A 24,846-nucleotide genomic window follows, 5' to 3' on the forward strand; every position below is an offset into this window, starting at 1 on the left:
GGCTCGTCAGGCCGCGGCGCGCACGGCGACCGGAACGCGGTCGAGGGATGCGAGCAGTGCGGCGAGCTGGCCGACCGGGGCGCCCGGGTCTTCCGGATGCCACTGGACGCCGACGATCGGCGCGCTCTCGTGCTCGATCGCCTCGATGTCGCCATCGGGCGTGTGGCCGACCGCGATGAGACCGTCGCCCAGCGTCGCGACCGCCTGGTGGTGCGCGCTCTGGACCCGCACCGGGTCTGGGCCGAGCAGCCCGGAGATGGAGCTTCCGGCTGTGAGCTCGACCGGGTGCGCCGCCATGATCTCCTCGATCGGGGCGCCGTGGTTCTTGTGCGCTGTCGAGTCGCCCAGGTGCTGAACGATCGTGCCGCCGAGGGCGACGTTGATGATCTGGTGGCCACGGCAGATGCCGAGGAGAGGCGTGCCGCGGTCGAGCGCGCGGAGCACGACGGCGATCTGGCCTTCGTCTGCGGACGGGAAATGGGCGCTCTCGCCCTCGTAGCCGGTGTCGCCGCCATAGAACTCCGGCGCGATGTCCTCGCCGCCCATGATCACGACGGCGTCGGCGGAGTCGGTCTGCGCAAGCAACGAGGCCGGCCCGAGGTCCGCCGCTGCGACGCGATCGACCTTCCAGCCGAGTTCCGCGGCGAGCGCGATGGTGCGGCCGATCAGTACCTGGACGTAGTCGTGGTAGGCCGGATCGTGTGCCCGGAAACGCGTGACCTCGATGACGGCGAGGGAGCGGGATGCGGGCATGACATCCAGTGTGCCTGCGGTGCGCTGACCGCGCATCCGACGTGTAACACCCCGAAACACAGGCACCGGATTCGAAATACCGGGGCGCCCGCCGTCGTTGAACCTGACATGACCACTCTCGGACTGATCGGCGCAGGACACATCGGAAGCCAGCTCGCGCGCCTCGGCGTCGCGTACGGCTACAACGTCATCGTGAGCAACTCCCGTGGCCCGGAGACCCTGGCCGAGCTCGTCGACGAACTGGGACCGTCGGCTCGCGCGGCGACGGTCGCGGATGCGGCGCGGGAGTCCGATCTCGTCGTCGTGACCCTGCCGCTGAAGAACATCGGAACCCTGCCGGCCGACGCGTTCGACGGCAAGACGGTGATGGACACGAACAACTACTATCCGCAGCGCGACGGACAGATCGCCTCGCTCGACGACGAGACCACGACGGTGTCGGAGCTGCTGCAGGAGCAGCTGCCGGGCGCGCACGTCGTCAAGGCGTTCAACAACATCTTCGCGTCCGCACTCACCGCTGACGGGCTGCCCGCAGGAAACCCCGACCGGCGTGCGCTCGCCATCGCGGGCGACGACGCCGACGCGAAAGCCGCCGTCACCGCCTTCATCGACAGCATCGGCTTCGACGTGGTGGATGCCGGTCCGCTGTCGGAAGGCTGGCGGTACCAGAAGGACACCCCGTCGTACGGTGCCCGGCTGACTGCGGCAGAACTGCGCGAAGCACTCGCTTCAGCCAAGCGCTACCGCGACATGTAGGGCAGACTGGGCACGTGGCTGCACGCTTCCTGGTGATACCCCAATGGCAAGGCTCAGGTTCGTCGCGCGCGATGCGGCTCATCGACGGAGCGGCGGCCATCCAGGGCGACCTTCCCGCTTCGGCGACCCACGTCGTCGACGTTCCGATGGAGGCCGGTGAGGAACTCGAGACCGGCGTGCATCGGTATTCCGCGCTCCTCGCCATCCGCGACGCCGCGCAGACGGAACTACGCGCGCTCGAAAGTCCGGTCGTCACGATCGGCGGCGACTGCGCAGCCGACCTGGGCAGCGTGCAACACGTTGTGGCTTCGCGGCCGGCAGGCGAGGTCGCACTCATCTGGTTCGACGCCCACGGAGACCTCAACGATGCGGCGACGTCGCCATCGGGCGCCTTCCACGGCATGGTCCTCCGCGCCCTCCTCGGCGACGCCCCCGACGGTCTCGCGTCGACCGGCGCCGAGATACTGTCGCCCTCGAACGTGATCCTCGCCGGCACGCGCGCCCTCGACGACGGCGAGAGCGCCTACGTCGACTCTGCGGGCATCCGCGTGCTCGGCGTCGACGACCTGGCCGATCCGGCGATCGTCATCGCCGCGATCGAAGCGGCAGGCGCATCTTCGGTCTATCTCCACGTCGACCTCGATGTGCTCGACCCGGCCACCGTCGCCGGGATCGGCTTCCCGGAGCCGTTCGGCGTGCAGCCGGAACAACTGTGCGACGTGATCCGCGCCGTACGCGGCCGGTTCGAACTCGCGGGCGCCGCGCTCACGGAGTTCGCGCCGGAATCGGTCGACGCGGCCTCCGCCGACCTCGCGGTCATCCTGCGGGTGCTCGGTGCCCTGACGGCCCCGCTCCAGGCCAACGCGGCCGGGTGAGCGCTGCGGTCCGCGGCGGTAGCCTCGGAGCATGACCGAACCCAGGATCCTCACCGAACGTCGCGGGCACGTGCTGCTCATCGGCTTCAACCGGCCCGACAAGCGCAACGCCGCCGATTTCGAGCTCCTCACGCAGCTGGCCCTCGCCTACGGAGAACTCGAACACGACCCGGACCTCCGCGTCGGCCTGGTCTACGCCGTGGGCGACCACTTCACCGCCGGTCTCGATCTCGCCGACCTCGGCCCGCGCATCACAGCCGACGGCATCGACTACGTGACCGAAGGCGGCATCAACCCGTGGCAGGTCTCGGGTGAACGACTGACCAAACCGGTCGTGATCGCCGTGCAGGGTACGTGCCTCACTCTCGGGATCGAACTGATGCTCGCCAGCGAGGTTGCCGTCGCGGCGGAGTCGACCCGGTTCGGGCAGATCGAGGTGACGCGCGGCATCCTGCCCTTCGGCGGGGCGACCCTGCGCTTTCCGCGGGCCGTCGGCTGGGGCAACGCCATGCGCTGGATCCTCACCGGCGACACCTTCGACACCGCGGAAGCGCACCGGATCGGGCTCGTGCAGGAAGTCGTCCCCGACGGCCTGCAGTTCGACCGCGCCCTGGCGATCGCCGAGCGCATCGCAGCCCAGGCGCCACTCGCCGTCCAGGCGACCCTGACCAACGCCAAGCAGGCGATCCGCGAAGGCGACGCCGCGGCCGAGACCGAACTCCAGCCGGCGCTCGCCCGTCTGGCGCAGACCGAGGATGCACGCATCGGCATGGAGGCGTTCCTGCGGCGGACCGAAGCCGAATTCGTCGGGCGCTGAGGGACGCCACCTGTCGTTCGGACGCCGAGCGTACAGTAGCCCTCGGCGTGACACCGAGACCGTGACAACGCCGACACCGGAACCGGAACCGACACCGTGAAGGAGAACTCATGAACGCAGCCGAATACGACGTGATCGTGATCGGAGCAGGCACCGTCGGAGAGAACGTCGCCGACCGCGCCGCCCAGAGCGGAATGCGCACCGTCGTCGTGGAGGCCGAACTCGTCGGCGGCGAATGCTCGTACTGGGCGTGCATGCCGTCGAAGACACTGCTGCGCAGCGGCGCCCTCCTGCGGGCAGCGGGCCGGGTCGGCGGTTCGCGCGAGGCGATCACCGGCGAGCTCGATGTGTCAGCCGTGCTCAAACGTCGCGACTGGATGACGAGCGACTGGACGGACGACGGAGGGGTCGAGTGGCTCACGAGCGCCGGAATCGACCTGGTGCGCGGTCATGCGGTTCTCACGGCACCTCGCGAGGTCACCGTCACGGCCGCAGACGGCACCGTCACGACGCTCACGGCCACGCATGCGATCGCCGTGTGCACCGGCTCAGTCGCCATGCTTCCCGATCTCCCGGGCCTCCGGGAGAGCCGGCCGTGGACCAGCCACGACGCGACCAGCGTGAAACACGTTCCCACGAGTCTCGCCGTCCTCGGCGGCGGTGTCGTCGGCGTCGAACTCGCGACCGCGTTCGCCGGGTTCGGAACACGCGTCGACCTCATCGCCCGCACCACACTGCTGTCGAAAGAGGAACCGTTCGCCGGCGAGCTGGTCGGCGAATCGCTCGAGGGCCTCGGAGCGACGCTCCACCTTCACACCGGGGTCAGGCGCGTCGAACGCACCGCCTCCGACACCGTGCGCATCGAACTCGACAACGGCGACACCCTGGAGGCCGACGAGCTCCTCGTCGCGGTCGGCCGCGTTCCGCGCACCGGCGACCTCGGCCTCGAACTCGTCGGACTCGAATCCGGCGGCTGGCTGGAGACGGACGACACGATGCGGGTCATCGGCGCCGACGGGTCCCCGATCGAATGGCTGTACGCCGCCGGCGATGTCGCGCACCGCGTGCTCCTCACCCATCAGGGCAAGTACGAAGGGCGCATCGCGGGGGATGCGATGGCGGCGCGTGCGAAAGGGCGCACGCTCTCGACGGAGCCATGGACGACGTATGTCGCCACTGCGGACCATTCCGCGGTCCCGCAAGTGACATTCAGCGATCCGGAAGTCGCATCCGTCGGGCTGACCGCCGCTGCGGCCGAGAAGGCCGGCCACCGCATCCGCGTGGTCGACTACGACATGAGCGGGCTGTCCGGCGCGAGCATCGCCGCCGACCACTACGTGGGACAGGCCCGCATGATCGTCGACGAAGACCGGCAGGTCGTGCTCGGCGCGACGTTCGTCGGAGCGGACGTCGGCGAGATCCTCCACTCGGCCACGATCGCCGTCGTCGGCGAGGTGCCGCTCTCGCGCCTCTGGCACGCCGTACCGTCGTTTCCGACGCTCAGTGAAGTCTGGCTGCGGCTGCTCGAAACCTACGGACGACCGACGGAGTGATGTGAAAAGGCTTGAAGACCTGCTGTTCGATTCTGCGATCAGCCGCCTCGGCTATCTCTATGCGACTGCAGTCGGACTGGTCTGGGGCTTCATCTGGAGCACCGGGCCGATCGAACGCAGGGCCGGGCTGTTCGTGTTCCGTGGACTGCCGGCCTGGTCGTTCGGCCGCGGCGGGTCGTGCGTCGGCAGCTGCTATCTCACCGCGCAGAACGTCAGCGACGACGTCATGGAGCATGAAGCAGTGCACAAGCGGCAGTGGCAGCGGTACGGGATGATCTTTCCGCTGCTCTACCTGGCCGCGGGCCGCAATCCGCTGAAGAACCGGTTCGAGATCGAAGCCGGCCTCCAGAAGGGCGGTTACATGTGAGCGCGCGCAAGCGAACGATCGTCCTGACCGGGGCGAGTTCCGGCATCGGCGCTGTCGCCGCAGAGCGTCTCGCGGAGCAGGCCGCTGACCTGGCCGTTGTCGGGCGCAATCCCGAACGGACCCGCGCTGTGGCCGAACGGGTCGGCGGTACTGCGTTCCTCGCCGACTTCGACCGGCTCGATGACGTGCGCAGTCTCGCCGACGCACTGCTCGACCGCTACGAGCGCATCGACGTCCTGGCGAACAACGCCGGCGGACTCCATTCCCGCCGGGAAGCGACCACGGACGGGCACGAGCGCACGATCCAGAGCAACCATCTGGCCCCGTTCCTGCTCACGAACCTGCTGCTGCCGCGACTGATCGCCACGGCTCAGGACACCGCAGAAGGCGAGCGGCCACCGCGCGTCGTCTCGACCGCGAGCCTGGCGAACCTCTTCGGGCACATCCGCCTCGACGATCTGGACTGGGAGAAGCGCCCGTGGCTCGGCGGCTGGCGCGCCTACGGAACGTCGAAGCTGGCCACCATCCTGTTCATCCGCGAACTCGCAGAACGGCTGACCGGAACGGGTGTCGACGCCTACTCGTTCCATCCGGGCACGGTCGTCACCAGCTTCGGGCGGTCGAGCGGGCTCATCCGCTTCGGCAACTGGGTGACCCGCGGCAACTACGGCATCCCGGCCGACGCGGGCGCGGTGCCGCTGATCGCGCTGGCAGGCGACCTGCCGGTCGGCGCGCCGAGCGGAACCTACTTCGACGAGCTCAAGGCGAACGGGCGGATGCGTGCGCAGGCACGGGATGCGCAACTCGGGCGCGACCTGTGGTCGCTCTCAGCGCAGCTCACGGGCGTCGCCTGACGCTCGCATCCGCCGCGCTGCGCCGAGGGCGTCACGTGCGGTCGAGCGCGGCACGCGTGCCGGGCGCTCTCGTCCGGAACTGACGCGCTCGGCAGGCCGCACGGCGGGCGGGGCGCGCCGCCGTCAGTGGGATGCGCGGAGGCGGAACGCGGACGGCGCCGAGACCACGTCGGAGCGCATTCCGATCCCGTCGACCAGGTGATCGTAGACGTCGGCGACCAGCGCGTACCCGCCGGCGAGGATCGCGTGGGTCTCCCCCGGTCCGTCGCAGAGCATCTCGGCGGTCCAGGCTTTCACGGCACGCTGGGCGGCCTGGCCGCGGCGGCAGGGCTCGCCGGTGCCGGGTGCGCCGGCGCGGGCGGCACGCGGAAGCCAGGTGACCGTCATGCGCAGCGGAGTCGACAGCACCGAGACGTCCTCGGGCCGCTCGACTTCGATGAAGACGCGGCCGCGCGCACACAGCGGAAGGAGCGCGAGCTCGCTCTCGAGCTCGGCGAGCGACGACTCGTCGCCGACGACGAGGTACTGCACCCGATCATCGTGGTGCGCCGTCGTCTCGGTGTGCTTCGCGTGATCTGGCCGGTACATATCGCCTTCAGTATAGGCATGCCTTACCTAAGGAATTCTGAGCACGAAGCCGATCCTCAGCCGACTCACCAGACGGGCGGATGGCGCCGATCCCAGCGGATGCGCCGCTCCAGCTGGCGGGCAAGTGCGAGCAGTGTCGCCTCCCCGCCGGGCCTCCCGATCAGCTGCACGCCCATCGGAAGACCGTCATCGGTCTGCGAGACCGGCAGCACGATCGCAGGCAGCCCGCTCACATTGAGCATCGACGTGAACGGCGTGTACTGCACCTGCTGGGCGAAGTTGCGTTCGCCGTCCTCATGATCGAACCAGCCGAGCGGCCGGGGGGTCATCGCCATCGCCGGGGTCAGCACGGCGTCGAACCCCGACAGCTGACGGATCAGTGAGCGTTCGTAGGCGGTCAGCGCCGACAGCGCCTCGCTGAGCTGCCGGGCAGAGAGCTCGCGACCGCGCAGGACGAGCCAGTGCGTGAGCGGCTCGAGCAGGTCCAGCCGGTCGCCTTCGGCCGGGATGCGCGCAGCGCCCGCCTGCCAGATCGTGCGGAAGGCGGGCGCGTACGTCTCATCGTGCTCGAGAGCGGTCTGCTCGATGCCGTGTCCGAGCGCGTCGAAGGCCAGCACGGCCTCATCGAGGGCGGCGAGAGCCGCAGGGTCGAGGGTGATCTCGTACGCGTCGTCCCACGCCGAGGTCGTCATGACCCCCAGCTGGAAGCGCCCCTCCCCGCGGATCGCCGCGCCCAGAAGCGGCCCGTCGTCGTCATCGGGGGCACGAAGCGTGTAGTGGTGGTCGATGGCGCCATGCACCCGGGCGATCATTCCGTCGAGGAGGAGGGCAGCATCCGCCACAGTCCGCGCCAGCGGGCCGTCGACGACGAGACCGGCCAGCGAGTCGATCCCGCTCCCGGCCGGGACCAGTCCTCGGGTGGGCTTCAGGCCCACCAGCCCGCACGCCGCCGCCGGGATGCGGATCGAGCCTCCGCCGTCCGAACCGGGAGCGAAGGGCAGGAGACCCGCGGAGACGGCGACCGCGGCTCCGCCGCTCGATCCGCCGGAACCCAGGTCGGTGCTCCACGGATTGCGAGCGGGCGGGGCCGCGAGGCTCTCGGTGTAGGCCGGAAGCCCGAACTCGGGGGCATTCGTCTTTCCGAGACTGACGCCGCCCGCCGCGTCGAGCGTCTCGACGATCTCGTCGGACGTGTCCGGCACGTAGCCCGCCATCAGGCGCGAGCCGAACCCGGCCGGCACACCCGCCCTGAGCCAGAGGTCTTTGTCGCCGAACGGCAGCCCCCAGAGCGGAGCGGTGCGCGGCACCGCGTTCGTCACCTCTTCTGCGTGCTCGAGGGCAGCCTCCCTCGTCACCGTCACGAACGCACCCAGCTCGGGATTCAGGCGGTCGATGCGATCGAGGTAGTGGGTCGCGAGTTCGACCGGCGAGACGGAGCCGGCCTGCAGCTCCTCCCATTGTTCGAGGGCGGTCAGCTCATGCAGTTCAGCCATGTTGAGAGACTATCCGCGCAACTACAGTGAGGGCATGGATGCGAAGGAACCTGTGGAACAGGCGATCGCACGGTACACGGTCGGCGGCTTCGCGTCGCGCTATGAGGAACGCCATCCGAACTGGCTCGTCGACCACGCGCTGACGGCCGGATGGCTGTGGGCAGCCGTCTGGATCCTGCTGCTGGTGCCGGCGGACCATTTCAACTGGCATCACTGGATCTGGTTCGTCATCGCGATCTTCGCGGTGCTCCCGACCTTCGGGGCGACGGTCACTGTTCTCAGCCAGACACCCCATTCGCATCTGCGGCGCTCGGAGTCCGTGCTCGGCCACTTCTTCTCGAGGTTCGCCGGCTGGGTGTTCGCCTTCCTGGCCTGGACCATCTCGGTGGTGCTCAGCGCCACGATCGCATCGCAGCTGCAGGCGGAGGGGAAGAACAACGAGCTCACGACTCTCGGGCTCGGCCTCAGCCTTCTGGTCGCGTCGGCCCCTGTCGTCATCGTCTTCCTGTGGGTCGTGCTGCTGGTGCGCTACTCGTGGTTCCTGTCGCGGCTGCGCGGCTGGCGTGCGCGGCCCGCACACACGCGCATCCCGAAGGCGTTCCTCGCCGAGGCGCCGCGGACCAGCCGGCTGATCGTCGGCCTCGCGCATCCGGGGCTCTTCCTCGCCACCTGCCTGTTCGCCACCGTCATCGGCGGACTCCTCTACGTGGACGACGTCACGATCAACATCATCTGAGGTTTCTCCGAATCAGGTATTGACAAAGTCGGCGTCGGCTGGTTGGTTAGTTACATGAGTAACTAACCGATGAGGTTAGCCGACGCAGGGAGCAGCGCATGATCGAAGAAGGCAAGCCGATCTTCGTTCAGATCGCCGAACAGATCGAGAACGACATCATCGACGGCGTGTACCCCGCAGAGACACAGGTGCCGTCGACCAACGAGTTCGCGGCCTTCTATCGCATCAACCCCGCCACCGCCGGCAAAGGCGTCAACATCCTCGTCGATGACGGAATCCTTTACAAGAAGAGAGGGATCGGCATGTTCGTGGCCGACGGCGCCCGCGAGCGCCTCATCAGCAAGCGTCGCGACGCGTTCCGCGACGAATACCTCCGTCCGCTCCTCATCGAAGCGGCCAAACTCGGCATCGACCCGGCGCAGCTCGCCGCAATGATCGACAAGGAAGGGGTCAGCGCATGACCACCACCACCTCCATCGCCCCGGCCATCCGTGTCGACGGACTCACCAAGCGTTTCGGTTCGTTCACGGCTGTCGACGACGTCAGCTTCACCGTGAAACCGAACCGCATCTACGGCCTCCTCGGCCGCAACGGCGCCGGCAAGACCACGATCATGCAGCTGCTCACCGGCCAGGACTTCGCAACCCGCGGCGAGATCGCCGTCTTCGGGGAGAAGCCGGCCGAGAACGCGCGGATCCTGCAGAACGTGTGCTTCATCAAAGAGAGCCAGCGGTACCCCGACGACTACATGCCCAAGCACGTGTTCCGCGCCGCACCCTGGTTCTTCGAGAACTGGGACGCCGAATTCGCCGACCGCCTCATCGACGACTTCCGACTCCCGCTGAACCGGCGCATCAAGAAGCTGTCGCGAGGCCAGCTGTCGGCGGTGGGCGTGATCGTGGGCCTCGCGTCCCGGGCACCGCTCACGTTCTTCGACGAGCCGTACCTGGGGCTGGATGCCGTGGCCAGGCAGAACTTCTACGACCGCCTCCTCGAGGACTACTCCGAGCATCCGCGCACGGTCGTGCTCTCGACGCACCTGATCGACGAAGTCGCGAATCTGCTCGAACACGTGCTCGTCATCGATCAGGGGCGCATCATCATCGACGACGAGGCAGACGCTGTCCGCGGATCGGCGACGACGGTCGTCGGATCGCGCACCGCCGTCGACGCGTTCGCCGTCGGTCGCGAAGTGCTGCACCGTGAAGGTATCGGCGGTCTCGCATCCGTCACACTCGGCGCGCTGAGCCGCAGCGAGCGCGCGGAAGCCCTCGCTGCGGGACTCGAACTCTCACCTGTGTCACTGCAGCAACTCATCGTCCGCAAGACCAACGTCCAGGCGACAGAATTCGAGCAGAGCGCATGACCACCTACACCGCCGACCAGGCCGTCGTCAGGACGACCCCCGCATCCGGCCGCCGCATCTGGCGCATCGTCCGCCTGAACCTGGTCAACAAGATGACCACGATCTGGCTGCCCATCATCATCATGTCGTTCATCTGGATCGTGAACTACGCGATCTGGTGGATCATCTGGTCCGCAACCGCGCCGGCCGACCGCGCAGAGACGCTCGACCACACCCAGTACAGCGGGGCGGGCTTCTACATCTTCGTGTACATGCTGGTGCTCGGTGTGACGATCTTCGCCATGACGTTCCCGTTCGCGCTCGGTTTCAGCGTGACGCGACGGGACTTCTACCTCGGCACCTCGCTGACCTTCGGTCTGCTCGCGGCCGGATACTCGATCGCGTTCACGATCTTGGCGTACGTCGAGGAGTGGACGAACGGATGGGGACTCGGCGGCCACCTGTTCACCTCGATCTACTTCGGCGACACGCTGTGGGAGCGGCTCTTCACCGTGTTCGTGGGGCTGCTGTTCTGCTTCTTCGTCGGCTCGACGAGCGCGATCATCTTCACTCGCTGGAAGGTGAACGGGCTGCTGACCGCCGCCGCGATCCTGGTGATCATCCTGCTCGGCTCGGTCGCCCTCGTCACCTTCACGGACAACTGGGGCGCCGTCGGGTCCTGGTTCGTCGCGACCGGCACGACGGGCGTGGTCGCCTGGCTCCTCGTGCCGACGGCGATCGGTGCCATCGCCGGGTTCTTCCTGCTGCGGCGCGCGACGCCCAAGTCCTGACCCGGGTCGCTCGCTCGGCGAGCACAGGAAAAGGTGGCCAAAGATGTGGTTCTTGGCCGCCTTTTCCTGTGCTCGCTATTCGACGCGGGCGGCGAGGTCGGTGAGGAGCTGCTGGAAGGCGGCGGGGGCGTCTGCGATGACGGAGCGGCCGGTGATCGCGCCCGCCCAGTGTGCGGTCTGCGCGACGTTGATGAGTTCGTGTTCGACACGGCTGCCCTGCTCGTCCGGCAGCACACGGTATTCGCCGCGGTACCACCAGCCGCCCTGGAGGATGAGTGTGCGCGTGTCGTCATCGCGGAGGAAGAGGGTCACCTGGCCCTCCTGGGGGGTGACGAGTTCGGCGAGCGTGGCGAAGGTGGTGTCCACGTCGGCGTGCACGACCCCGGCCAGTGCCAGCAGCGGGGTGTGCTTCGCGGGCCGTTCGAGTGACGCTTCCTGCATCCCCCGATGCTACGTCAGCTCAACGCAGCGCCGAGCGCCACCGCGGCACCAGCGAAGCGAAGGGCCGCAGCGAAGCCACGCGGCGCCGGGCGGCCCGAAGGACAACCCGCGGCACCAGCGAAGGGAAGGGCCGTCGCGCCGGGCCGCAGCGAAGCCACGCGGCGCCGGGCGAGGACCGGCGACGCCAATAAATGGACGAGACCGGCAGGTCTCGTCCCTGCCGGTCTCGGTTTTCGCATCTGCCTCGCCACGATCCGATTGCTTTCTTTCCCGAGCATCCGGACCGTCGATGACGTCGATCTCAATCTAGGTCGGTTGCGAGCGCGCGGACGAAACCCCCATCGTTTCCGAAACCGGGTGAAAGGCAACGCTCAGGTTTCGGGTTCGCCGCGTTCTTCGAAGAGGGTGATGTGGAGTCCTGCTGGGGCGTCGAGTCGTGCATTGAGCGACTGCCAGGGCGTGACTGTGGGCGGCGCGACGAGGTCGGCACCCGCCTCGACGAGGGCGTCGGTCGCGGCGACCGTGTCGTCGACTTCAAAGGCGAGTCGGATGTGCGGTGCGACCTGGCGGCCGACTTCCACGTCGTCGATCATACGTTTCTGGGCCGGGTTCGCGATTTCGAGCGTGGCGCGTCCCGCATCGAGGATCGTGACCTGCGCGCCTCCGTCACCCGAGTAGGACTCCTGCTCGGCGAGTCCGAGCACGTCGCGGTAGAACGCGAGCGCTGCCCCGTAGTCGTCCGCCTCGACGACGACGCGAAGCTGCCTCACGCGGGGCTTGCCTTCGTTCGCGACCGGTTCATCCATGACTCCGCTCCTCCCGGCTCGCGCCGCTCAGAATTTGCGGGTGAAGGGCATCGGCTTGCGCATCCGGATCAGCAGCAGCAGCGGCACGAGGACATACGGGCCGTTGTACAGCAGGAAGATGATCGGCTGCGGCGTGCGCTGTGCGGCGTCGCCGAAGAATTCGACCCCGAAGATCGGGATGGCGGTCAGGCTGATGATCATGGTCGCGTAGATCACGCTCGGCAGCTGGATCCAGTTGTAACCCCTGACCAGGCAGATGTTGAGCAGCACGTAGAACGGCAGGTAGATGAAGGCCGATGTGCCCGTGATGAACCGCAGCCAGATCGGCGGATTCTCGTAGAGCGGGTCGTACTGCGAGGAGTACGTGTAGTTCCACTGCGCGAACAGGTTGTGGGTGGTCGCGGTCTGCGGAATGCCCAGGGTCGGGATGGCGTCGCTGATGATGCAGGTGACGATGAACAGCGAGAAGATCACCAGGAAGAAGATGTCGATCGGACGCTGGCGCAACGTAAGGTTCGCCGGGGCGGCGGCAGCGGATGCGGTTGCCTTGTCGTTCTGTGAAGTCACGGTGGTCACGAACGACACAATAGTCAATTCGCAAGCGGTTGCCGGCTAAGGCGCGGGCGCGGGCAGTGAAGAGACGACCCCCGGCTCAGCTGTTGCCTTGCGTGTAGCCGTTGTTCGTGAGCACCGCGCGTGCGAGTGCGACCAGCTGAGCGTCGGTCGCACCCGTTGCCCCGACCTGCACCCAGCCATCCGCTGCGATCACGTTCAACTTGCCGTCCCGCGTGAAGAAGGCGGAATCACCGAGACCTGAGATGTTCCGTGCGACGTTCGTCCTGACCTGCGTCGCGTAGACGGCTCCCCCTGGGAGCACGACGACGCTGACGCTTGCATTCGAACTCGTATCCGAGTCCCAGATGCAGTTGTACCCGCCGACCTGGCGGTCCGTGTTGAACAGTGAGCTCGAGTATTCGCCATCGTCGGACTTCACCGCGCGAGCATCGGCCAGCCCGACGGTCGCTGCCAGCTGCTCGGCCGTGGCCAGACCATCGCAGTCCGTGGTGCCGCGAAGGTCGGGGATCGGCTTCCACATCGGGTCCGGCGCGGCCAGACTCGATACGACGCCGTAGACGCGCTCGAGCAGCGACTGCGCTGCCGTGGCCTGTGTCTTTATCGGGGCCATGTGGGCGATGAATCCGCTTGCTCCGTAGTCGTCGGTGAGGAAGACGAACCCGTCCGCCGAGCCTTTTGCGCCCATCAGGTACGTGTCCGGTCCGACCGTCGACGGGGTCCCGCCACCGGATTCACCGCTGAGGAACGACTGGAATTCGTCGCGCGTCGCGTTCGGCGCAATCGTCACCAGTACCGTCACCGAGTCCGCGGCACTTGCCGTGCTTTGGTTCGACCACTCGCACTGGAGCGATCCGATTCTGGCGCTGCCATAGGACGCGGCAGAGGTCGTGTGTTCCCAGGCAACCGGCGACAGGCTCACTCCGGTCACCTGCTCGATCGTCGCGGTGGACACCAATTCGGCGCAGGTGGCATGCACCCGCACGGTCGGCCCCGTCGCTGCCGGGGTGGGCGTGGGCGTCGGGCTGGGAGCCGCCACAATGGGCGCGCTCGTGTGCGGCGCCACTGGTGCTGAGCATCCCGCCAGCATCGCAATCGAAGCCACCGCCATGATCACGGCGATGACGCGCCCGTGCTTCATATTCCCCCCTGAGCATGTGTCCATCCGGGACCCATTAGCGGGACTCTAGCCGACCGCGACCACCGTCACTACGAGGGATGCGAAACCGTTATTTGAGGGATTTCTGCATGAGCACGGTGCCGAGCCAGCGGTCGAACTTGTAGCCGACCCGGCCCATTTCGCCGATCTTGGTGAAGCCGAAGTTCTCGTGCATCTTGATCGACGCTTCGGCGCCCCTGTCGGCGATGACCGCGATCATCTCTTTCAGTCCCGCTGCCTTCGACTTGTCGATCAGCGCCTGCATGAGCACGGGCCCGAGGCCCTTGCCGGTGGACGCGGCGCCCAGGTAGATGGAGTTCTCCACGGTGAACCGGTATGCGCGCTTCTGCTTCCACGGCGAGACCAGGGCATAGCCCAGGATCTGCCCGTTCGGCGACACCGCGACGATGAACGGCATGTTGAGTTTCTGGAGGTAGGCGAACTTCGACTTCCATTCGCGCAGGGTCATCGCGTCTTCGTCGAAGGTCACGGTGCTGTTGGCGACGTAGTGGTTGTAGATCTCGCGCACCCACGGGAGGTCGGCTGCGACCGCATCCCGGATCGAATACTCGAACGGGGTCTCTTCGGGCGCAGGCTTGCGCAGGTGACGTGGCAGTTCACGTCGGGTCTCGTATTCCTCCTCAAGCACCATGCGAGTTTACGCCAGCCCTGTTTCGGCCACGTAAACGCTCCGTGGGCGAAGGATCAGGCTTCGAGATCCCAGTCGACCGGCTGGGCGCCGAGACGCGTGAGCAGTTCGTTCGCCCGCGAGAACGGGCGCGAACCGAAGAATCCGCGGGATGCGGAGAGCGGGCTCGGATGCGCGGACTCGATCACCGGCGTGGCACCCAGCATCGGTTTCAGTGTTCCCGCGTCGCGTCCCCACAGGATGGCGACGAACGGCTTGTCCCGGGCGACGAGGGTGCGGATGGCGTGATCGGTGACCTGTTCCCACCCTTTTCCGCGGTGAGACGCCGGCTCCCCCGGTCGCACCGTGAGCACGCGGTTCAGCAGCATGACGCCGTGCCGGCTCCACGACGTGAGGTCGCCATGTGCGGGCGGAGTGAGTCCCAGGTCGGACCGCAGCTCGGTGTAGATGTTCTGCAGGCTGCGCGGCAGCGGGCGCACGTGGCGCTCCACCGCGAACGAGAGGCCGATCGGGTGACCGGGTGTCGGGTACGGGTCCTGCCCCACGATCAGCACGCGCACGTCGTCGAGCGGCGCGGCGAAAGCGCGGAGCACGTTCTGACCCGCCGGAAGGTAGCCGCGGCCGGCCGCGGTCTCGGCGCGAAGAAAGTCGCCCATCGCCGCGACGTTCGCAGCGACCGGCTCCAGTGCACGCGACCAGCCGAGATCCATCGAGCCGTCGGCCGCGAGCTCCGCGAGACTCTTGGGCACCACGCGCTAAGCCCCGGCTGCGGCCGTCACCGGCGGCAGCGCCGACCAGGGGAACGTGATCCAGCGCGCGGTGCGGCGCCAGAAGAAGTCGGGCTCGAGGACGGTTCGCGGCTTCGTGTAGAGGCAAGCGGTGCGCACGACCGCTCCGCTCGCTTCGATCAGCTCGACGACCATGGCGAGCGTGCGCCCCGAATCCGACACGTCGTCGACGAGGAGCACCCGCTTGGCGTCCAGTGCGGTCTTGTCGATCATCGGCGGGAGCACCACCGGTTCGGGCAGACGCGAGTCCACTCCGGTGTAGAACTCGACGTTGAGCGCTCCGCACGATTTGATGCCGAGCGCGTAGGACATGGCACCGCCGAGAAGCAGCCCTCCTCGCGCGATCGCCACCACCAGATCGGGCTGGAATCCGCTCTCCACGACCTCGGAGGAGAGGTGCCGTGCGGCCTCCCCGAACTCGAGCCAGCCGAGCACTTCGCGTTCGGTCTCGGCGAGGACGGCGGTTCCGGAATCGTCGATGTCGGTGGCCATCCATCTACCGTACTCGGAGTGCGCCGCCGTGCTGTTAGCATCCTCGAATGACGTCATCGAAGACGGGTGCCCGAACCCGCACGAGCCGCACGATCGGCATCACCGCCGGCCTGATCGGGTGGCTGTTCCTGGTCGAGATCACGAGCGGGATCCTGCAGGGCTATTACGTGCCGCTCATCTCCGACATCGTCAAGCACCTGGGCATCCACGACGCCGACTACAACTGGTTCGAGGCGGCCCAGCTTCTGCTCTCCGCGCTCGTCGTCCCGGTGCTCGCGAAGCTGGGCGACATGTTCGGCCACAAGCGCATCCTTCTCGTCGCGACGGTGCTCACGGCGTTGGCGTCGTGGGGCATCGCGTTCGCCGGGAACTTCACCGGGTACCTCGTCGCCTTCGCCCTGCAGGGTTTCTACACCGTGTGGCTTCCGTTGGAGATCGCCCTCATCTTCGATCGCGGGCGCCGCACCGGCACCGCGGCGTCCAGGACACGCCGTGCGGCCGGGCTCCTGGTGGTCGCACTCGAGGTCGGCGCGATCATGGGCGCCCTCGCCGCGGGAAGGCTGTTCACGGCGTTCGGCGAGAACCTGCAGCTCACCCTGATCGTCCCGGCGATCGCCGTCTCGCTCGTCTTCTTCGCGATCTGGTTCGGCGTGCCGGAATCGGAGCCCATGCCGGGCAAGCGTCGACTCGATGTCGCCGGCTTCACCATGCTGACGCTGTCGCTGCTGCTGATCACCTCGGGCCTCACCTTCCTGCGCATCAACGGCCCGGGTGCGTTCTGGGTCTGGGCGCTCATCGTCGTGGGAGTCGCGGTCATCGTGCCGTTCGTGCGCTATGAGTTGAGACAGGACGATCCGGCGATCGACATCCGGGTGTTCCGGCAGCCGAACATGTGGCCGGTGCAGCTGACCGCCGGCCTCATCGGGATCAGCCTGCTCGGCGCGCAGGCGCCCCTGAGCACCTTCGCGGGCACGGATCCCAAGAACGGATACGGGCTCGGACTCGATGCGAGCGACCGGTCGACCCTGATCGGCGTCTACCTCGTCTCGATGATCATCGGCGCCGTCCTCTTCCCGCTGGTCTCGCGCTGGACGAAGCCGCGGGTGGCGCTGATCGGCGCATCGTTCCTGGTCGCGATCGGCTACCTCTTGTTCCTGCCGTTCCACCAGGAGACCTGGCAGGTGATGACGAACATGGCGATCGCGGGCATCGGGTCCGGTGCCCTCGTCGGCGCACTCCCGGCTGCGGCGGCAGCCGCAGCGCCACGCGGTCAGACCGGCATCGCCGCAGCCCTGACCAACACCACCAAGACCATCGGCGGATCGTTCGCCTCCGCCGTGTTCGGTGTCGTTCTGCTCACCGGCGCCACGGCGGTCACGGCGACGGCCGCGAGCCTTTTCGGCTACATGCTGGTGTGGACGATCTGCGGGATCGGCGCCCTCGTCGCGGCCGTGCTGCTGTTCTTCGTGCCGAAGCTCGCTTTCGCGGACACCGCGCCGGAGGAAGGCGTCGCCGAGGTTCCGACTCCGGTCGGCTGAGGCAGGCGGATGCGAGGCAGGCGGATGCTCCGTTCCGGATGCGCGGGGCTCAGCTGGGTTCCGGCCCGCCCGTGTCGTCGTCCTCGACCAGTTCCAGGTGTCCCGCGCGCTGCTCACGAGCGCGCGCGGTGACCATCCGGTCGTTGAGGAAGGACACCAGCGTTCCGCTCGCAGTACCGACGATGGCGATACCACCGATCATCAGGATGACGGCGAGCACCCGTCCCATGATCGTGATCGGGAAGTAGTCGCCGTAGCCGACGGTGGCCATCGTCACGCACGCCCACCAGATCGAATCGCCGAAGCTCGTGATGTTCGCACCTTTGGCGCCGCGCTCGGCTGCGTACTCGGCGAGGGAGATCACGTAGATGAACATCACGACGAATGTCGCTGCGATGATGATGACCCGGCGGCGCAGAGCGGCGCCCGAGTTGCCTCCGAGGAGCGGGATCCTGCCCAGGTACTTGAGCAGGCGGAACGGCCGGGCGATCGGGAGGATCACCGACAGCAGATCAACCTTGCTGTGGCCGATGAAGAACCATTTGTGCGGGCTCAGGACGATGCGCACGGTGTAGTCGACGATGAACGCGACCCAGACCACGGCGAGGATCACACCGATCACGATGGCCCCATCCGACGTCAAGGTCCTGTCGAGGATGCTCCACGAATAGGCGATCAGGAAGAGGACGGAGGCCGCCATGAGCGGCCACGTCGTGACATCTTCCCAGCGGTCGCGCGCCGCCGTGCTCTTCGTCGACTTCGGCTTTGCGGCCATCAGCTGTCGTCTCGGACGGCGAGCGCGCCTTTGTGGAACCGGTACGGCGCCGCCTGGGCAACCGGTTTGATCACGATCAGGTCGAGGTCGACGTGCGGCGGCCGTTCGAGTGCTGCGACGATCGTCTCGGCGACATCCTCCGCGGTCAGCGGATGAGGTACGTCGGCGTACACCGCGTCGGCGCGCGCCTGGTCACCGCCGAAGCGGACGAGCGAGAACTCCTCCGTCGCGACCATGCCGGGCGCGACCTCCACCACTCTGATCGGCTCACCGTTCAGCTCCAGCCGCAACACCTCGGTCAGCGCGTGCTCGGCGAACTTCGCGGCGTTGTAGCCGCCCCCGCCCACGTACGCTGTGTGCCCGGCGATCGACGTGATGTTGAGGATGTCCGCATGGCCGCTTTCGGCGGCACCGGCACGGAGCAGCGGAAGCAGCGCCTCGATCACCCGCTTCGTCGCGATCACGTTGACGTCGAACATCCGCACCCAGTCCTCGACCAGGGACTTCTCGACGCTGTCGAGCCCGAGCGCGCCACCCGCGTTGTTCACGAGCGAATGGATCGGCCCGGTCTCCTCCAGGTACCGGCGCAGCGCATCCACGTCGTCCTGGTTCGTGAGGTCGGCGGTGAACACCGACATGCCGGTCTCGTCGGCGAGCGCTGCAAGACGCTCTGCGCGCCGGGCGACACCCACGACATCCCACCCCTGGGTACGGAAGAGCCGCGCCGTCGCCGCTCCGATACCGGAACTCGCACCCGTCACGACCACTCGCCTTTTCGTCATGACCCCTATTTTCCTCGTCAGCCCGGATTACGCAGTATTTCGGCGTCATTGCCGCGTGCCGGATGCCCGCCTAGCCTGAGGATGCGGTGACAGGACCACGCTCACCGACCACCCGACTCCCAGGAGAGCACAATGACCAACGCCGCCGAATGGCAGTTCGAGACCAAGCAGATCCACACCGGCGCCTCGCCCGACCCCGTCACCAACGCGCGTGCGACGCCGATCTACCAGACCACGTCGTACGTGTTCAACAACTCGGCGCACGCCAAGAACCTGTTCGCGCTCGCTGAGTTCGGCAACATCTACACGCGCATCCAGAACCCCACCCAGGCGGTCGTCGAGGAGCGCGTCGCCGCACTCGAAGGGGGCACCGGTGCCCTCCTCGTCGCCTCCGGCCAGGCCGCGGAGACCTTCGCTGTGCTGAACATCGCACAGGCGGGCGACCACATCGTCTCGTCGAGCTCGATCTACGGCGGCACGTACAACCTCTTCAAGTACACGCTCGCCAAGCTCGGAATCGAGACCACGTTCGTCGAGAACCAGGACGATGCCGACGAGTGGCGCCGCGCCGTCCGTCCGAACACCAAGCTGTTCTTCGCCGAGACCATCGGCAACCCGAAGATCAACATCCTCGACATCACGCTCGTCGCAGACGTCGCGCACGAGGCGGGTGTTCCGCTCATCGTCGACAACACGATCGCGACGCCGTACCTGATCCGCCCGTTCGAGTTCGGCGCCGACATCGTCATCCACTCGGCGACGAAGTTCCTCGGGGGACACGGAACGGTCATCGGCGGCGTCATCGTCGACGGCGGAAAGTTCGAGTGGTCGAAGAACGTCGCGAAGTTCCCCGGCCTCACCGAGCCGGACCCGTCGTACCACGGCGCCAGCTACACGGCTGCCGTCGGCGACGGACTCGCCTACATCATCAAGGCGCGCGTCCAGCTGCTCCGCGACCTCGGGTCGGCGATCGCCCCCGCCAGCGCCTGGCAGCTCATCCAGGGCATCGAGACGCTCTCGCTGCGCGTGGAGCGCCACGTGCAGAACGCCCAGGAGATCGCCGAATACCTCGAGAACCACCCGGATGTCGCATCCGTCAACTACTCCGGACTCCCGACGAGCCCGTGGTACGCGGCCGCCAACAAGTACGCGCCCAAGGGCGTCGGCGCGGTGCTGTCGTTCGAACTCAAGGGCGGGGTGGATGCGGGCGCAGCGCTCGTCGACAACCTCTCGCTCTTCAGCCACCTCGCCAACATCGGCGACGTGCGCAGCCTGGTGATCCACCCGGCGTCGACCACCCACTCGCAGCTCACCCCTGAGCAGCAGCTGACCGCCGGCGTCACGCCTGGTCTGGTTCGCCTGTCGGTGGGTCTCGAGAACATCGACGACCTGAAGGCGGACCTCGACGCGGGGCTCGCCGCCGCACGCTCGGTCGCGGAGGCCGCGCGCGCCTGAGTTTGCTGGCGGCGCCGGTCCCCGCCCGGCGCCGCATGGCTTCGCTGCGGCCCGACGTGACGGCTCTTCGCGAAGCTGCGCAACGGGATACTCGAAAGTGGCCCGCGGTCTTCGGATCGTGGGCCACTTTTGCGCGCGGCGTAACACGGCGGCGAGTGCACGCACGGTCAGACAGAATTGGTCCATGGAGTGGCAGACATCGGCAGACACCGCGCCGTCGAGTTTCATCACCGAGGCCCAGGCCCGGTCGCTCCTCGGCAAGCCTCCGGCGAGCGGCGCGTGGCGTGAGAGCGACCCGGCCGGCAACCGGCAGTTCGCCGGCATCGGCGCCTTCACGTTCGAGAGCGGCGAGAACCTCCCCTATGTCCGGATCGCCTACGAGACCTGGGGCGAACTCTCCCCCACGCGCGACAACGCTGTCCTCGTTCTTCACGCACTGACCGGCGACAGCCACCTCATCGGAACCGGCGGTCCCGGGCATCCGACCGCCGGCTGGTGGGACGGAATCGTCGGCCCGGGCAAAGCCATCGACACCGACCGCTGGTTCGTCGTCGCCCCCAACATGATCGGCGGCTGCCAGGGAACCACCGGGCCCGCGTCCCTCGCGCCCGACGGTTACGAGTGGGGGCCGCGCTTCCCGTTCACGACCATCCGGGACCAGGTGAACGCGCAGGCCGCTTTCTCCGACGCGATCGGCGTCCAGCGCTGGGCGGGCGTCATCGGCGGATCGATGGGCGGGATGCAGTCGCTCGAGTGGGCGGTCGGCCACCCCGAGCGGGTCGAAAGGGTCGCCGTCATCGCCGCACCGCCGCGGTCCACGGCGGACCAGATCGCACTCAACTCGGTTCAGATCGAAGCCGTGCGCACCGATCCTCTCTTCCGCTCCGGGCACTACTACGACGCGGATGACGGCGACGGCCCGCACCGCGGTCTCGCTCTCGCCCGTCGGATGGCGCTCCTCAACTACCGCAGCCCGTCTGAGCTCAACAACCGGTTCGAACGGGAATGGCAGAGCGAGATCAGTCCGCTCGGCAAAGGCGGCCGGTTCGCTGTCGAGTCGTACCTCGATTTCCACGGAAACAAGTTCACGCGACGGTTCGACGCGAACAGCTACATCACCCTTGTCGAGGCGATGAATTCGCACGATGTCGGGCGTGATCGCGGAGGGGTGGAGGCAGCCCTGGCCCGCGCGACATCACGCGCGCTCGTCGTCGGGATCGACAGCGACCGCCTGTTCCCCCTCGAAGGCCAGGTGGAGATAGCGCGACACCTGCCCGGCAACATCGACGGAGACTCCACCGTCGTATTAGAGTCTGATTTCGGGCACGATGGCTTCCTGATCGAAGACGACCTGGTCGGGGAACAGCTCCGCCGTCTGTTCGCAGAATAGAGAGAAGGTCGAATGTCGCGCATCCAGAAGGAGCGTGATCGCCTTCTCAGCACCACGGCGCGCTACGTCGGCCTGACGGCGACGGCGACGACGCTGCTCTGCCTGAGCATCCCGGGCGCCATGCCTCTGCCTCTCTATCTGGCATCCGTGGTGCTGCTCGCCGGGCTGGCGTACGGCCAGTTGCGCCTCGGCTCGCTGCACCCCGGCATCTGGGTGGTCACGATCGTGGCCGCCGGCGTGGCACTCGTCCTCATGCAGGTGCTCCCCGATGTCCCGCTCAACCCGGCCGCGCTGAGCGCCGTGGGCATGCTCGCGGGCGGTGCCGTCGCATCCACCTCGATCGTGCTCGTCACCACGCCGAGGCGCGTCACGGCCCTGATCGTCTCGTTCTGCATCACCTTCTCGGCCGCTGCCGCCGCCCTGCTCATGACAGGATCGCGGCTCGCCGAACCGCTTGCCCTGACCCTCGCGGGATGGTGCGCCCTCACCATCACGGGCGTCTGGCTGTCACGCACCGTGCCTCGCACGCTCAAACGCATCACGACGATGAGCCGCGCCTACCGCGTCGAACGCCACGCCAGTGAGACCGAAGCCCGTCGACGCCAGGGCGCCCGGCTCCTGCACGACACCGTGCTCGCCACCCTCACCCTCCTCGCACACTCCGGTGTCGGTGTGAGCGTGTCCGCTCTCACCGAGCAGGCGGCAGAGGATGCGGCACTGCTGCGGCAGCTGCGGCTCGGCTTCAACCCCGACCCCACGGCTTCCGGCGACTACAAACTGAAGCCCGTCGAAGAGTCCACCCTCGGCAACACTCTCGAGTCGGTCAAGCAGCGCTTCAAACGCATGGGCCTAGAAGTCAACTGGCACGGGACCGGACAGGTGCTGCTTCCGAGCGAAGTGCTCGACTCGTTCCTCCTGGCACTCGCAGAATGCCTCGAGAACGTGCGCAGGCACAGCGGCGTCAGCGAAGCGCACGTGACCATCACCGACGACGAGACGACCGTGCGTGCCATGGTCACCGACTCCGGCAAAGGCTTCGACGTCGCCAGCATCGAAGAAGGGCGCCTCGGCTTCACGGAGTCGATCGTCGCTCGACTCCGCGACGTCGGCGGGAACGCCCGCCTCTTCTCGTCGCCCGGTTCGGGCACGACCGTCGTCCTGGAGGTGCCGAAGTGACCTCATCCCTCGCCTCCGCAGTGACGAGCGCGACCGAACGCGACGCGCTCAACCGGTCGCGCCTCGAAATCGGGTTCAACCTCACCGGGTGCGTTCTCATCGCCTATCAGGTGACGATCATGCTGCTCAACCTCGGGAGCTACCCGGCGATCCAGTACACGATCGCGGCGTGGGTGATCCTCATCGCGACGCTCGTCGTCGGGCTGATCATCCACCGCCGCTACTCCGAACTCCTGCCGACCGGGCTTTTCATCGGAGCGCTCGCCGCGTGGGCCGTCGTGGTCGGGCTGGACATCGCCGGTACCTGGAACTCCGGAGACCAGGGCGCCCCGCCGACCGCCGCCGTCGCTGTCGGAGCCGCCCTCCTGCTCTGCGTCACACTGCGGCCCCCGCGCGACATCGTGATCACGTCGATCGCACTCGGCATCATCCTCGCCGGAGCGTTCGCGTTGCACGGCCAGCACGACCCCTTCGCACTCGGGCCCGCATTCATCACGATCGCACTGTCCGTCGCGCCTCCCCTGCTCGGTGTGCAGATCGTGCGGTCGCTGCGCACCGTCGTGCAACTCGAGCTCGACCTGGTGCAGGTGCAGAGCACGGTGAGCTCTCCGCGGTTCGCGGTGGGCATGATGGCCAGCGAAGAACTCGCACGTCTCGACCTCGCGGCCGAACGCCTGCTCGACGGCGTCGCGACAGGACGCACCCCGCTGCCCCTGGACGAGCACACGGCCTCCGAAGCCGCGTCCATCGCGACCGAACTGCGGCTCCACCTCATCCAGGGTCGGCGCGAGACGTGGCTCTACCACGCCGTCACAGAATCCGCCCTGCTCGGCCCTGCCGTCACCGTGAGCGACCCCGACGGCCTTGCCGGACTCCTCACCCGCGATCAGCGCGACGGGCTCCTCACTGCCATCTGGCTGCTCATCAGCGATCCCGTGCGTCTGGGCCAGAACCAGCCGCGCGAACTCCAGGTGACGCTCGAACGGCGCGTCCGGGAGCACGGAATGGACCCGTCGGCCGGAATTCACATCCCGATAAGGATTTCAGCCACCGGTGTGCCGCGAAACGGGGTAGACCCTGCGGCGTGGCAAGCTATCAGGAAGGTGGGTCGATACGTCGAGACCTTCACGGGTACATCGCTGCTGATTGAAATCGAAAGCGTTGTCGACAATCCGGCCGACCTGTAACCGGAAGCCCCCCGGCGACCGCATGATGAAAGGCCACACGTGAGCGAGCCAGCGCAACCCATTCGTATTGCGATCGTTGACGACCACAAGATGCTTCTCGGCGCACTCACCGAGTGGATCCGCAGCGCAGCAGACGACATCCGCATGGTCGCGGCCGTCGCCAGCTGGCCGGAGTTGCTGACGCATCCTGAGTTCCCCGTCGACGTCGTACTCCTCGATCTCGACCTCAAAGACAACATCCCCGTGTCGTTGAAGCTGTCGACGCTGAAGACGACCGGCGTCCGGACTGTGCTCATGAGCACGTACTCGGAGCCGGCAGTCGTCCGCGAAGCCCTCGCGGCCGGGGCGCTCGGGTACCTCGTCAAGAGCGAAGACGCGGAGATGATCGTTGAGGCGATCCGCGCCGCGAGCAAAGGCGAGTCGTTCATCTCGGCAGAACTCGACCTGGCGCTCAACGCCGGCGAAGTGGGCGGTGCCCCCAAGCTCAGCGCTCAGGAACGCCGCGTGATGGCGCTCTACGGTGCGGGCGAACCCGTCAAGGCTGTCGCGTTCCAGCTCGGTATCTCAGACGAGACGGCGAAGAGCTACCTCAAGCGGATTCGTGAGAAGTATCGCGTCGCCGGGTACGACGTGGGAACGAAGGTCGCGCTGCGCAAGCGCGCCATCCAGGACGGGATCCTGCTGCAGGGCGACTGAGCCTGTACGTG

General features: G+C 67.4%; 28 protein-coding genes. 16 read left to right on the forward strand and 12 right to left on the reverse strand.

From position 1 onward, the window contains the following. Positions 1-6: 6 nt before the first annotated feature. Complete coding sequence (locus AAYO93_RS12940) at positions 7-753, reverse strand: gamma-glutamyl-gamma-aminobutyrate hydrolase family protein (RefSeq protein WP_345761593.1); 747 nt, start codon at positions 751-753, stop codon at positions 7-9. A gap of 108 nt (positions 754-861) precedes the next feature. On the opposite strand from AAYO93_RS12940, the gene AAYO93_RS12945 reads away from it, so the two are divergent. From AAYO93_RS12945 to AAYO93_RS12970, 6 genes are all read left to right on the forward strand, one after another. Then, complete coding sequence (locus tag AAYO93_RS12945) at positions 862-1,509, forward strand: NADPH-dependent F420 reductase (RefSeq protein ID WP_345761594.1); 648 nt, start codon at positions 862-864, stop codon at positions 1,507-1,509. Between the two features lie 14 nt (positions 1,510-1,523). Then, positions 1,524-2,384 (forward strand): arginase family protein, encoded by an 861-nt coding sequence (locus tag AAYO93_RS12950; RefSeq protein WP_345761595.1) that lies wholly within the window; start codon positions 1,524-1,526, stop codon positions 2,382-2,384. Between the two features lie 31 nt (positions 2,385-2,415). Continuing rightward, positions 2,416-3,201 (forward strand): crotonase/enoyl-CoA hydratase family protein, encoded by a 786-nt coding sequence (locus AAYO93_RS12955; RefSeq protein WP_345761596.1) that lies wholly within the window; start codon positions 2,416-2,418, stop codon positions 3,199-3,201. A gap of 110 nt (positions 3,202-3,311) precedes the next feature. After that, positions 3,312-4,754 carry a dihydrolipoyl dehydrogenase family protein gene (locus AAYO93_RS12960; RefSeq protein ID WP_345761597.1) on the forward strand — a complete coding sequence of 481 codons (1,443 nt, stop codon included), beginning with the start codon at positions 3,312-3,314 and terminating at the stop codon, positions 4,752-4,754. Position 4,755: 1 nt separating this feature from the next. Beyond that, positions 4,756-5,121: a Fe-S oxidoreductase gene (locus AAYO93_RS12965; protein ID WP_345761598.1), complete on the forward strand. Its 366-nt coding sequence runs from the start codon at positions 4,756-4,758 to the stop codon at positions 5,119-5,121. Continuing rightward, complete coding sequence (locus AAYO93_RS12970; RefSeq protein ID WP_345761599.1) at positions 5,118-5,975, forward strand: SDR family NAD(P)-dependent oxidoreductase; 858 nt, start codon at positions 5,118-5,120, stop codon at positions 5,973-5,975. Before AAYO93_RS12965 ends, AAYO93_RS12970 begins: the two co-directional genes overlap by 4 nt. A gap of 123 nt (positions 5,976-6,098) precedes the next feature. On the opposite strand, the gene AAYO93_RS12975 is transcribed toward AAYO93_RS12970, so the two are convergent. Then, positions 6,099-6,563 carry an SIP domain-containing protein gene (locus AAYO93_RS12975; protein WP_345761600.1) on the reverse strand — a complete coding sequence of 155 codons (465 nt, stop codon included), beginning with the start codon at positions 6,561-6,563 and terminating at the stop codon, positions 6,099-6,101. 65 nt (positions 6,564-6,628) lie between these two features. Then, positions 6,629-8,056, reverse strand: coding sequence for an amidase (locus AAYO93_RS12980; protein WP_345761601.1), 1,428 nt, complete (start codon positions 8,054-8,056; stop codon positions 6,629-6,631). A 34-nt stretch (positions 8,057-8,090) separates the two neighbouring features. On the opposite strand from AAYO93_RS12980, the gene AAYO93_RS12985 reads away from it, so the two are divergent. The 4 genes from AAYO93_RS12985 (at position 8,091) to AAYO93_RS13000 (ending at position 10,928) form a co-directional block, all read left to right on the forward strand. Further along, complete coding sequence (locus AAYO93_RS12985) at positions 8,091-8,792, forward strand: hypothetical protein (protein ID WP_345761602.1); 702 nt, start codon at positions 8,091-8,093, stop codon at positions 8,790-8,792. Positions 8,793-8,890: 98 nt separating this feature from the next. After that, positions 8,891-9,253, forward strand: a complete 363-nt coding sequence (locus AAYO93_RS12990) for a GntR family transcriptional regulator (protein WP_345761603.1) — start codon at positions 8,891-8,893, stop codon at positions 9,251-9,253. Beyond that, positions 9,250-10,158, forward strand: a complete 909-nt coding sequence (locus AAYO93_RS12995) for an ABC transporter ATP-binding protein (RefSeq protein ID WP_345761604.1) — start codon at positions 9,250-9,252, stop codon at positions 10,156-10,158. The genes AAYO93_RS12990 and AAYO93_RS12995 overlap by 4 nt, the downstream gene beginning before the upstream one ends. Continuing rightward, entirely contained in the window at positions 10,155-10,928 is a 774-nt protein-coding gene (locus tag AAYO93_RS13000; RefSeq protein WP_345761605.1) for a hypothetical protein, read from the forward strand. Before AAYO93_RS12995 ends, AAYO93_RS13000 begins: the two co-directional genes overlap by 4 nt. A gap of 75 nt (positions 10,929-11,003) precedes the next feature. Here the strand turns inward: AAYO93_RS13000 and AAYO93_RS13005 are convergent, their stop codons facing one another. The 7 genes from AAYO93_RS13005 to AAYO93_RS13035 form a co-directional block, all read right to left on the reverse strand. After that, complete coding sequence (locus AAYO93_RS13005; protein ID WP_345761606.1) at positions 11,004-11,369, reverse strand: hypothetical protein; 366 nt, start codon at positions 11,367-11,369, stop codon at positions 11,004-11,006. Positions 11,370-11,740: 371 nt separating this feature from the next. After that, entirely contained in the window at positions 11,741-12,175 is a 435-nt protein-coding gene (locus AAYO93_RS13010) for a VOC family protein (protein ID WP_345761607.1), read from the reverse strand. Between the two features lie 27 nt (positions 12,176-12,202). Further along, positions 12,203-12,751: a DUF2781 domain-containing protein gene (locus tag AAYO93_RS13015; RefSeq protein WP_345761608.1), complete on the reverse strand. Its 549-nt coding sequence runs from the start codon at positions 12,749-12,751 to the stop codon at positions 12,203-12,205. A 76-nt stretch (positions 12,752-12,827) separates the two neighbouring features. Further along, positions 12,828-13,889: a hypothetical protein gene (locus AAYO93_RS13020; protein WP_345761609.1), complete on the reverse strand. Its 1,062-nt coding sequence runs from the start codon at positions 13,887-13,889 to the stop codon at positions 12,828-12,830. 88 nt (positions 13,890-13,977) lie between these two features. Then, entirely contained in the window at positions 13,978-14,556 is a 579-nt protein-coding gene (locus AAYO93_RS13025) for a GNAT family N-acetyltransferase (protein WP_345764883.1), read from the reverse strand. A gap of 56 nt (positions 14,557-14,612) precedes the next feature. After that, the gene (locus tag AAYO93_RS13030; protein ID WP_345764884.1) at positions 14,613-15,305 is read right to left on the reverse strand and encodes a uracil-DNA glycosylase; all 693 of its coding nucleotides are present in this window, start codon (positions 15,303-15,305) and stop codon (positions 14,613-14,615) included. Between the two features lie 6 nt (positions 15,306-15,311). Then, complete coding sequence (locus AAYO93_RS13035) at positions 15,312-15,836, reverse strand: phosphoribosyltransferase (protein ID WP_345761610.1); 525 nt, start codon at positions 15,834-15,836, stop codon at positions 15,312-15,314. A gap of 47 nt (positions 15,837-15,883) precedes the next feature. On the opposite strand from AAYO93_RS13035, the gene AAYO93_RS13040 reads away from it, so the two are divergent. Continuing rightward, positions 15,884-17,374, forward strand: a complete 1,491-nt coding sequence (locus AAYO93_RS13040) for an MFS transporter (protein ID WP_345761611.1) — start codon at positions 15,884-15,886, stop codon at positions 17,372-17,374. Between the two features lie 49 nt (positions 17,375-17,423). Here AAYO93_RS13040 and AAYO93_RS13045 read toward each other — a convergent pair whose 3' ends face one another. Both AAYO93_RS13045 and AAYO93_RS13050 read right to left on the reverse strand, forming a co-directional pair. Further along, positions 17,424-18,149 (reverse strand): potassium channel family protein, encoded by a 726-nt coding sequence (locus AAYO93_RS13045; RefSeq protein ID WP_345761612.1) that lies wholly within the window; start codon positions 18,147-18,149, stop codon positions 17,424-17,426. Beyond that, on the reverse strand, positions 18,149-18,931 hold the full coding sequence (locus AAYO93_RS13050) for an SDR family NAD(P)-dependent oxidoreductase (RefSeq protein WP_345761613.1): 783 nt from the start codon (positions 18,929-18,931) through the stop codon (positions 18,149-18,151). Before AAYO93_RS13050 ends, AAYO93_RS13045 begins: the two co-directional genes overlap by 1 nt. A gap of 132 nt (positions 18,932-19,063) precedes the next feature. Here AAYO93_RS13050 and AAYO93_RS13055 point away from each other — a divergent pair, with 132 nt between their 5' ends. The 5 genes from AAYO93_RS13055 (at position 19,064) to AAYO93_RS13075 (ending at position 24,835) form a co-directional block, all read left to right on the forward strand. Further along, positions 19,064-20,386 carry a bifunctional o-acetylhomoserine/o-acetylserine sulfhydrylase gene (locus tag AAYO93_RS13055; protein ID WP_345761614.1) on the forward strand — a complete coding sequence of 441 codons (1,323 nt, stop codon included), beginning with the start codon at positions 19,064-19,066 and terminating at the stop codon, positions 20,384-20,386. A 184-nt stretch (positions 20,387-20,570) separates the two neighbouring features. Then, positions 20,571-21,776: a homoserine O-acetyltransferase MetX gene (gene metX / locus AAYO93_RS13060; protein ID WP_345761615.1), complete on the forward strand. Its 1,206-nt coding sequence runs from the start codon at positions 20,571-20,573 to the stop codon at positions 21,774-21,776. 12 nt (positions 21,777-21,788) lie between these two features. Next, positions 21,789-22,952 (forward strand): sensor histidine kinase, encoded by a 1,164-nt coding sequence (locus AAYO93_RS13065; RefSeq protein WP_345761616.1) that lies wholly within the window; start codon positions 21,789-21,791, stop codon positions 22,950-22,952. Continuing rightward, positions 22,949-24,139: a hypothetical protein gene (locus AAYO93_RS13070; protein WP_345761617.1), complete on the forward strand. Its 1,191-nt coding sequence runs from the start codon at positions 22,949-22,951 to the stop codon at positions 24,137-24,139. Before AAYO93_RS13065 ends, AAYO93_RS13070 begins: the two co-directional genes overlap by 4 nt. A 90-nt stretch (positions 24,140-24,229) precedes the next feature. Next, positions 24,230-24,835, forward strand: coding sequence for a response regulator transcription factor (locus AAYO93_RS13075; protein ID WP_193571317.1), 606 nt, complete (start codon positions 24,230-24,232; stop codon positions 24,833-24,835). The last annotated feature ends 11 nt before the right edge of the window (positions 24,836-24,846 follow it).

Source organism: Diaminobutyricibacter sp. McL0608 (assembly GCF_039613825.1).
GTDB lineage: Bacteria > Actinomycetota > Actinomycetes > Actinomycetales > Microbacteriaceae > Diaminobutyricibacter.

Excerpts from the sequence above, each read along its gene's own strand:
- AAYO93_RS13065 (WP_345761616.1), top strand. The coding sequence starts at position 21,789 with ATGTCGCGCATCCAGAAGGAGCGTGATCGCCTTCTCAGCACCACGGCG.
- AAYO93_RS13010 (WP_345761607.1), bottom strand. The coding sequence starts at position 12,175 with ATGGATGAACCGGTCGCGAACGAAGGCAAGCCCCGCGTGAGGCAGCTT.
- AAYO93_RS12985 (WP_345761602.1), top strand. The coding sequence starts at position 8,091 with ATGGATGCGAAGGAACCTGTGGAACAGGCGATCGCACGGTACACGGTC.
- AAYO93_RS12955 (WP_345761596.1), top strand. The coding sequence starts at position 2,416 with ATGACCGAACCCAGGATCCTCACCGAACGTCGCGGGCACGTGCTGCTC.
- AAYO93_RS13035 (WP_345761610.1), bottom strand. The coding sequence starts at position 15,836 with ATGGCCACCGACATCGACGATTCCGGAACCGCCGTCCTCGCCGAGACC.
- AAYO93_RS13005 (WP_345761606.1), bottom strand. The coding sequence starts at position 11,369 with ATGCAGGAAGCGTCACTCGAACGGCCCGCGAAGCACACCCCGCTGCTG.
- AAYO93_RS13050 (WP_345761613.1), bottom strand. The coding sequence starts at position 18,931 with ATGACGAAAAGGCGAGTGGTCGTGACGGGTGCGAGTTCCGGTATCGGA.
- AAYO93_RS12960 (WP_345761597.1), top strand. The coding sequence starts at position 3,312 with ATGAACGCAGCCGAATACGACGTGATCGTGATCGGAGCAGGCACCGTC.
- AAYO93_RS12990 (WP_345761603.1), top strand. The coding sequence starts at position 8,891 with ATGATCGAAGAAGGCAAGCCGATCTTCGTTCAGATCGCCGAACAGATC.
- AAYO93_RS13040 (WP_345761611.1), top strand. The coding sequence starts at position 15,884 with ATGACGTCATCGAAGACGGGTGCCCGAACCCGCACGAGCCGCACGATC.
- AAYO93_RS12980 (WP_345761601.1), bottom strand. The coding sequence starts at position 8,056 with ATGGCTGAACTGCATGAGCTGACCGCCCTCGAACAATGGGAGGAGCTG.
- AAYO93_RS12975 (WP_345761600.1), bottom strand. The coding sequence starts at position 6,563 with ATGTACCGGCCAGATCACGCGAAGCACACCGAGACGACGGCGCACCAC.
- metX (WP_345761615.1), top strand. The coding sequence starts at position 20,571 with ATGGAGTGGCAGACATCGGCAGACACCGCGCCGTCGAGTTTCATCACC.
- AAYO93_RS13045 (WP_345761612.1), bottom strand. The coding sequence starts at position 18,149 with ATGGCCGCAAAGCCGAAGTCGACGAAGAGCACGGCGGCGCGCGACCGC.
- AAYO93_RS12995 (WP_345761604.1), top strand. The coding sequence starts at position 9,250 with ATGACCACCACCACCTCCATCGCCCCGGCCATCCGTGTCGACGGACTC.
- AAYO93_RS12945 (WP_345761594.1), top strand. The coding sequence starts at position 862 with ATGACCACTCTCGGACTGATCGGCGCAGGACACATCGGAAGCCAGCTC.
- AAYO93_RS13055 (WP_345761614.1), top strand. The coding sequence starts at position 19,064 with ATGACCAACGCCGCCGAATGGCAGTTCGAGACCAAGCAGATCCACACC.
- AAYO93_RS13020 (WP_345761609.1), bottom strand. The coding sequence starts at position 13,889 with ATGAAGCACGGGCGCGTCATCGCCGTGATCATGGCGGTGGCTTCGATT.
- AAYO93_RS13000 (WP_345761605.1), top strand. The coding sequence starts at position 10,155 with ATGACCACCTACACCGCCGACCAGGCCGTCGTCAGGACGACCCCCGCA.
- AAYO93_RS12940 (WP_345761593.1), bottom strand. The coding sequence starts at position 753 with ATGCCCGCATCCCGCTCCCTCGCCGTCATCGAGGTCACGCGTTTCCGG.
- AAYO93_RS13075 (WP_193571317.1), top strand. The coding sequence starts at position 24,230 with ATGCTTCTCGGCGCACTCACCGAGTGGATCCGCAGCGCAGCAGACGAC.